The sequence below is a fragment of the Wolbachia endosymbiont of Tuta absoluta genome, assembly GCF_059414725.1.
Genome location: NZ_JBNRJY010000555.1, coordinates 1 through 7294, shown reverse-complemented (window position 1 = coordinate 7294; position 7294 = coordinate 1). Strand labels below are relative to the sequence as shown.

Sequence of the window (7294 nt, the reverse complement as noted above, 5' to 3'; positions counted from 1 at the left end):
AAAGTCTTACATTTATACAGGAAATAAATTTGTGATTTTCTATGCAAAGCCACTACTATTTATATTTGTTACGTCTCTTTAATATTATAACTTTCATATATTATTTTTTTATTTTTAAGCAGTTATAATATTAAAGAGACGTAACAAATATAAATAGTAGTGGCTTTGCATAGAAAATCACAAATTTATTTCCTTTATAAATGTAAGACTTTTTAGAACTAGAAAGATACCTTGGAGCAAGTTGCTCCAAGGCTCTTGTTTACTTAGAATCCACCCATTCCGCCCATTGCTCCTGCACCCATAGGTGATGAAGCATTTTCTTCTTTGTTTGGTAGATCAACTATCATAGATTCAGTAGTAATAAGTGCGCTTGCTACAGACACTGCCGTTTCAAAAGCAATACGAACTACTTTTGCCGGATCAATTACACCAGCTGTTGATGCATTAGCGTAGTTCATAGCCTCAACGTTGTATATAAGCTCTTTATCATTCTGCTTAATCAAATAGTCAATTATAACAGCAGATTCAAGACCAGCATTTTTAACCAATCTTTTGATTGGAGCACTGAGAACTTTTTTGACAATGTTGATACCTATTTGCTCTTCATCGCTTGAAGCTTTTAGCTTATCAAGAGCAGATGCAGCGTAAAGAAGTGCAACTCCTCCACCTGGAACTATCCCTTCTTCAATTGCAGCTCTTGTTGCATGAAGTGCATCTTCTACTCTATCTCTACGTTCTTTTACCTCTACTTCAGTTGCTCCACCAACTTTGAGTACAGCAACGCCGCCTGATAGTTTTGCTAAACGCTCTCTTAGCTTTTCTTTGTCATAATCAGAGGTTGAAGTTTCAATCTGAGATTTAATCTGGTTAATTCTAGCATTTACTCTGTTTTGTTTGTCACAGTCGCTGTCTTCACTAACAATTGTGGTATTGTCTTTAGTGATTTTAACATTTTTAGCAGTACCAAGATCTTCAAGAGTCAAATCTTCCATCTTGATTCCAAGCTCATCTTTTATGACATACTTAGCACCTGTTAAAGCTGCTATATCTTCGAGCATCTCCTTTCTCCTATCACCAAAACCTGGAGCTTTTACTGCAGCAACTTTTAGACCACGTAATTTGTTGATCACTAAAGTGCTTAATGCTTCACCTTCAACATCTTCTGCAATGATAAACAAAGGTTTACCAGACTTAAAAATAGCCTCAAGAATAGGAAGTAAAGGTTGAATAATATTAAGTTTTTTTTCTGTAATCAGCAAATATGGATCATCAAGCTCCACGCTCATCTTTTCATTATTTGTAACAAAGTATGGAGAGAGATAACCACGGTCAAACTGCATACCAGTTGTAAGTTCAACTTCTAATTCTTTTGAACCCTTACTCTCTTCAACAGTGATGACGCCTTCTTTTCCAACCTTTTTAACAGCATCAGCAATGCTATTACCAATATCTTTATCACCATTTGCAGAAATTATTGCAACTTGTGCAACTTCATCCATTTTCTCTAAAGAAATTGTGCGAGACATTGATGTAATTTCCTTTAATATCACATCTTTTGCCTTCTGTATTCCATTTTTGATACAAATACGATCATTTCCAGCTGCAATTGACTTTGAAGCTTCCATTATCATATTGCTAGTCAGTATTGAGCATGTTGTGGTACCATCACCAACTTTGTCATTACACTGAGAAGCACTTTGAGCAATGGTGCTTACTATCGCAGAGTGTAATGGTTTTTCAGGCTTTATACCTTTCATTACCTTATAGCCATCCTTTGTGACCTCTGGTCCACCATATGGCTTGCTAATTCCTATTGTATTTCCCCTAGGCCCTGCAGTTGCTCCCACCGTTGAGTCAACCATTGCTGCAACTTCACGAAAGGCTTCTTGCAACTGTTCGCCTGATACTACTATGTTAGCCATTTTTATCACTCCTTAAATTAATAAAAAATTTAGAATATTAAAATACATAATGCACTATATAGCGCATTAGTTTAGTAAAATAGGGATACCTACTTGATAACAGCAAGTAGGTCTGACTCCTTCATCACGACATACTTTTCATTGTCATGCTCTACTTCTGTGCCAGCCCACTGCCTGTAGAAAACCTTATCACCAGTTTTTACAGTTAAAGCTATACGCTCTCCGCTTGAGTTGCGTGAACCACTACCAATTGCTATAACTTCACCTTTAGTAGGCTTCTTTTCAGCACTTGATGGTAGTACAATTCCACCTTGTTTTTCTTCAGTAATAGGCTTTATTAGCACGTTATCATCTAATACATTCAAATTTACACTTGACATTTATGTTTCCTCATTAATAGATTAACCTACAATTCTATGTAGTCATCTAAAGGTTACATTTCAAGGGTTGGAGTTAGTAAAAGTGTATAATTAAGATTTGAACAGAAGTTTTATGGGTTACATACCGCTAGCAAACCGTAGTCTAATATCTTTATACGGACCAGATACGAGAGATTTTCTTCAGGGTGTTATAACAAATGATATTAATAAACTAAGTAGCCAGCAGGCAATTTACTCTTTATTACTCAACCCTCAGGGAAAATATCTGTACGATTTTTTCCTCATTGAGCATGATAAATATATTTATTTGGAGTGTGAAAATGCCCATCTACAGCAAATAATTGAAAAATTAGACTTGCTCAAAACTTACCTTAGAGTGAGGATTAAAGACATTAGTTCACTATATAAGGTTGGAGTTTTGTTTGATGCTAAGTTGGCGAAGTGTAGTAGTAAGTCACAAGTTATTTTTCAAGATCCAAGGCACAAGCTGCTAGGAATGAGGATCATACATGAAGATGAAATAAAAGAACCGGTTGGAGATTTTATTCAGTATGAAAAAGTTAGAATTAAAAACCTTGTCCCAGATGGAGCAAAAGATATGGTGCAAAATTCATCATTTCCGCTGCAATATTTAATCGATAAGATAAATGGTATAAGCTTTAATAAAGGGTGCTATATAGGTCAGGAAGTTGTAAATCGAATGAGCAGACAAGAAAAATTCAGAAGGAAACTTTACCTTGTTGAGGGAAAAAATGCACTTCCAAATATTGGCACTAAAGTAATCAGTGAACATAATGAAGAAGTAGGAGAACTACGCTCTAGTGTCGACAATATTGGACTTGCATTGCTTAATACTGGAAAAAGCCACGCAAATTTATATGTCGGTGGAGTTAGCATTAAGACGTTATAAAATATCTATTCGAGTAAAAGCCCCTTTTTCTTGTTTAAGTGTTTGCAATACTAGTTAAATTCTTGACTTTATTATTTAAATATATCATAATTAAAGTATATTATTATTTTTAATAGGAGAGTTTGATATGCCATTAACAGAAAAACAGAAAGAATCATTTCAAGAATTATATAAAAGATTTAGAGATAATGGAGATATTGGTGAACTTTTAGGAAGAGTATCAAAAGAAGATTTTCTTACTATTTTTAGTGAAACTAATGAAAAAACTCAGGAGTCAATAATTGGAACTTATGAAGCAACTCGTGTAGACTATCTTAAAGCAGTTTTGAAGCGTGCGAAAGAACTAGTTTTGCTTAAAGAAGTTGTAAGAGCAAAGATTTTATCTTCTAAAAATCAAGGTAAGATGGAATCTATTTCACTGATTGAATATATTACAGATCCTAGTCGCCAATATCCATCAAAAGTTTTAAATAATGTTCTAGAAGCTTTTAAAGAAGAATTTTTCGATTCTTTAAAAAAAGGTGAGCTTGAAGAAATTAAAGATGCTATAGAGAGAGAATTGATAAATGAAAAATGTGTACAGCAAAAAAAAAATCTTGAGAAATTGATAACCTCAATTGGAGACCTTATTGAAAATAGAGTGAAAGCTGAAAGCAGTACGGATAAAATAAATCCAAATGTTGAAAATAAGCTATTTAGCCCAACTAGTAAAGCAATTGTTGCTGGTGCTATTTGCAGTGTTATAGCTGGATTAGCAGTTGGTGGTGGACTTTTTGCTGCTGGTGCTTCATTACCAATATTGGCTTTAATTGGCATAGCTGTAGCTGCTGCTGTACTCACTGGACTTGTTGCTGGTGGTATTACATATAAAATATCAAAGCCTAGTGGGAATGTAGATAATGTTGATCTACTATCAGAAGAAATTTATGCAAGTCCAGGCGTGTAACAGTGTAGTTAAGTAAAAAAAGGAAGAAGCTTCTTCCTTTTCTCCAAATTTTTTGAAGTATCTATTAACAGGATTTTAGATACCTTGTTTTACGATATGTATAACCATAAACTCGCACAAAAGCCCCTTTTTCTTGTTTAAGTTATTCACAGAATTGTTAATAACTAAGTTGATAACCTAGTAGAGTATATAATTTTACATTTCTGAGTACTTTGGAGATCTATAATAAATATGATCTCCAAATACTAATATATAATTGAGAATAAAAAAACTGTGGATAACTCTGAAAAGTTATATTTATTTTAATATTTAAAAAAAAAAAAGAAACAACCATTAAGGGAGCTAAGCTAATACAATCATATAAAAGATTACATATTTGGTTATAGTTTTAATATTTTTCTAACAAAAGCCAATAAGGGGGTAGTCTTGGAAAATTTTTCCTAAAAGATAAAATTTTTAAGTGCTTTTGAAGTGATACTTTAGGTATTTTTAAAGTAATACTTTTAAAGTATCAATTGAACATTTTTGAGCATTAATCTGGAGGTTCAACAGGCACTTTTTTATGCTGTTTGAGAAGAGCAAAAATTGCATTTTCTCTTGCTGAAAGCTTGTGTTTCTTATATTTTCCATAATACACATTATGTAATTTTTAATACTAACAAAAACATTTCCCAAATTTTTACACAGCAACCTATCTGGTTCTGTTGCATCTATAAACCATAGAAAAGAAGATCATTAAAGCTGGGATTATAGGAGTTATAGAGCCATTAACATAGCAAAATTCTCAAAAGTAGAAACATTGTCATTAGCTCCGATAATTTGTTTTTTCTGAATCATGCGAATATTTTCTATACCTGTAATAGTAATCTTTGCGGAATGAAAATTTTTAAAACTAAGCATAGGCTTTATTCGCTTCTTGATAAACCTCTCAACAATATTATTTAGATATTTTATTTGAAGAACTGTGATTCTATAATCTTCAGAAATTTCTGCATTCAAATCATCAAGAGCAGCAGTATTACTGCCGCTTTTATCAATGACAATTTTCTCAGGAAGATAGTTACTCCTGAAGGCTTTACGAAAGAATGCAAGTGCTGCAGACTTGTCTCTACTAACACACAAGAGGAAGTCTACAGTATTACCAATAGTGCTCTATATAAATAAACCCATTTACCGTTTAATTTAATGTAGGTCTCTCCAACTACTACCAACCTGCTTCTTTCTTTTCCTTACTGCCTAATCTATCAGTGGTGATAACCCACTTTGTAACGTAGCATGGTCAATTTTTGCTCCCCTTATACTCATAATTTCTTCCAAATCTCGATAGCTCAAAGAGAATCGACATTTCATGTATACAGATAACATCGCTGAAAAGCTAAATCCTTTGAAGGATGGCAATAATTTTTTATTGATACGAAACATCTTTGCTTTATTTTTAGACAATTATATCATTCTTTTTTCTACTTCCCTACAAATGCGACAGAACCGAAGTTACTGCTATTCACTTTTTGTATCGTTTTTAGCAAAAGCTTCCTCCCAAGTGCCTTGAGTTGCTGCACGACTATACTCTGTTACTCTATTTTCAAAGAAATTTGTATGTTCCACGCCATTTAGTATTTCATCAAGCCACGGAATAGGGTTATCTTTAACATTATATATAGATTTAAGACCTAATTGCGTTAACCTTCTGTTTGCTATGTAACGTATATAATTGCGCACTTCCTCTGCAGATAGCCCTTCAACATCTCCTAAATCAAAAGCAAGACTTATAAATTCATCTTCAAGTTCAACAATAGTGTGACATGCAGAATATAATTCTTCTTTGAACTCGTCATTCCAAATTTCATTATTCTCTTTAATAAACGTATTGAACAAATTGATAATTGAATTGGTGTGCAAGGTTTCGTCACGTGCTGACCAAGCAATTATTTGCCCCATACCTTTCATTTTTCCAAACCGTTGAAAATTGAGCAAAATTGCAAATGATGCAAATAACTGCAATCCTTCAGTGAAGGCACCAAATACTGCTAAAGTTTTAGCAACATGTTTTTTATCTTGCTTTTTACTTTCCTCAAATTCTAACATATATTCATACTTCTTTCTCATAGCATCATATTTTAAGAATGCTTGATATTCATTTTCTGGCATGCCAATCGTATCTAGAAGGTATGAATAGGCTGCAATGTGTATAGTCTCCATATTGGAAAAGCTTGCAAGCATCATACATATTTCTGTTGGCTTAAATATATTTGAATAATGCCTCATATAGCAGTTATTTACTTCAATATCTGCTTGAGTAAAAAACCTAAAAATCTGGGTCAATAAATTTTTCTCTACATTCGAAAGTTTAGTTTTCCAATCTTTCACATCATCAGCAAGCGGAACTTCTTCAGGTATCCAGTGTATCCTTTGTTGCTGCAACCATGCATCATATGCCCAAGGATAATTAAAAGGCTTGTATATTGGATCTGCTTCTAGCAATGACATAAGGTACCTAATTATTTTGAAGTAAATATTATATTAAATGATATTGAGAATCAGTCAATTTAACTTTTTTGAAATTTGACGACAGATAGTTTATCAGTGTATTATGATTTCAAATAATTAATTGACGAAATGCGAGTATTAATATCTTTTATTTTATTATTTACAGTGAGCTGCACTCACACTATTCACAATCACGGAGTTCCTGGCATTAATATTGAACTGTGGAGCAAAATACAAGTAGGTGATGATAGAGAAAAAGTGGTTCATACTTTAGGATCGCCAACACTAGTATCAAAGTTCGACGAAAATGTTTGGTACTATGTCTCATATAAAATTAAACAAGCTAACTTCTTGGGAAAAAGGAAGTACAGTAGTAAGTCTCTGCAAATTTCGTTTAATCAGAATGACGAAGTTACAGATATAAGAGAAATCAACGTTGCAGAAAGGTCTTTAGCTGTTGTTGATTGAAAATTTGCTGATCTATTTTTCATTACAAGTATCAGCACTTTGAGCTATTTCATTGTTAGAGTGGGGATAATCATCCGGATGATGCCCCTCATCACCGTAGTCCATACCCATTCCTTCTGATGGCATATCTTCTCCACCTCCACCTGAAAAATATTCAGCAAGACTTTCAAGAAATTTTATG

6 protein-coding genes and 1 pseudogene are annotated in these 7294 nt (G+C 33.3%); 3 read left to right on the top strand and 4 right to left on the bottom strand.

Features of this window, described 5'->3' with window-relative positions:
* Positions 1–263: 263 nt before the first annotated feature.
* Together groL and ACJ5GX_RS06290 are read right to left on the bottom strand one after the other, a co-directional pair.
* Entirely contained in the window at positions 264–1922 is a 1659-nt protein-coding gene (gene groL, locus ACJ5GX_RS06295) for a chaperonin GroEL (protein ID WP_007302814.1), read from the bottom strand.
* 89 nt (positions 1923–2011) lie between these two features.
* Positions 2012–2302 carry a co-chaperone GroES gene (locus tag ACJ5GX_RS06290; protein WP_007302813.1) on the bottom strand — a complete coding sequence of 97 codons (291 nt, stop codon included), beginning with the start codon at positions 2300–2302 and terminating at the stop codon, positions 2012–2014.
* A 112-nt stretch (positions 2303–2414) separates the two neighbouring features.
* On the opposite strand from ACJ5GX_RS06290, the gene ygfZ reads away from it, so the two are divergent.
* Positions 2415–3212, top strand: a complete 798-nt coding sequence (gene ygfZ / locus ACJ5GX_RS06285; protein WP_006012580.1) for a CAF17-like 4Fe-4S cluster assembly/insertion protein YgfZ — start codon at positions 2415–2417, stop codon at positions 3210–3212.
* A gap of 127 nt (positions 3213–3339) precedes the next feature.
* Positions 3340–4158 carry a hypothetical protein gene (locus ACJ5GX_RS06280; RefSeq protein WP_230609121.1) on the top strand — a complete coding sequence of 273 codons (819 nt, stop codon included), beginning with the start codon at positions 3340–3342 and terminating at the stop codon, positions 4156–4158.
* A gap of 756 nt (positions 4159–4914) precedes the next feature.
* Here the strand turns inward: ACJ5GX_RS06280 and ACJ5GX_RS06275 are convergent.
* Together ACJ5GX_RS06275 and ACJ5GX_RS06270 are read right to left on the bottom strand one after the other, a co-directional pair.
* Positions 4915–5580, bottom strand: a pseudogene (locus tag ACJ5GX_RS06275) (IS6 family transposase).
* 75 nt (positions 5581–5655) lie between these two features.
* Complete coding sequence (locus tag ACJ5GX_RS06270) at positions 5656–6645, bottom strand: ribonucleotide-diphosphate reductase subunit beta (protein WP_052264911.1); 990 nt, start codon at positions 6643–6645, stop codon at positions 5656–5658.
* Between the two features lie 129 nt (positions 6646–6774).
* Between ACJ5GX_RS06270 and ACJ5GX_RS06265 the strand changes: the two genes are divergently transcribed.
* Positions 6775–7113, top strand: a complete 339-nt coding sequence (locus tag ACJ5GX_RS06265) for an outer membrane protein assembly factor BamE (RefSeq protein WP_007302809.1) — start codon at positions 6775–6777, stop codon at positions 7111–7113.
* Positions 7114–7294 lie beyond the last annotated feature (181 nt).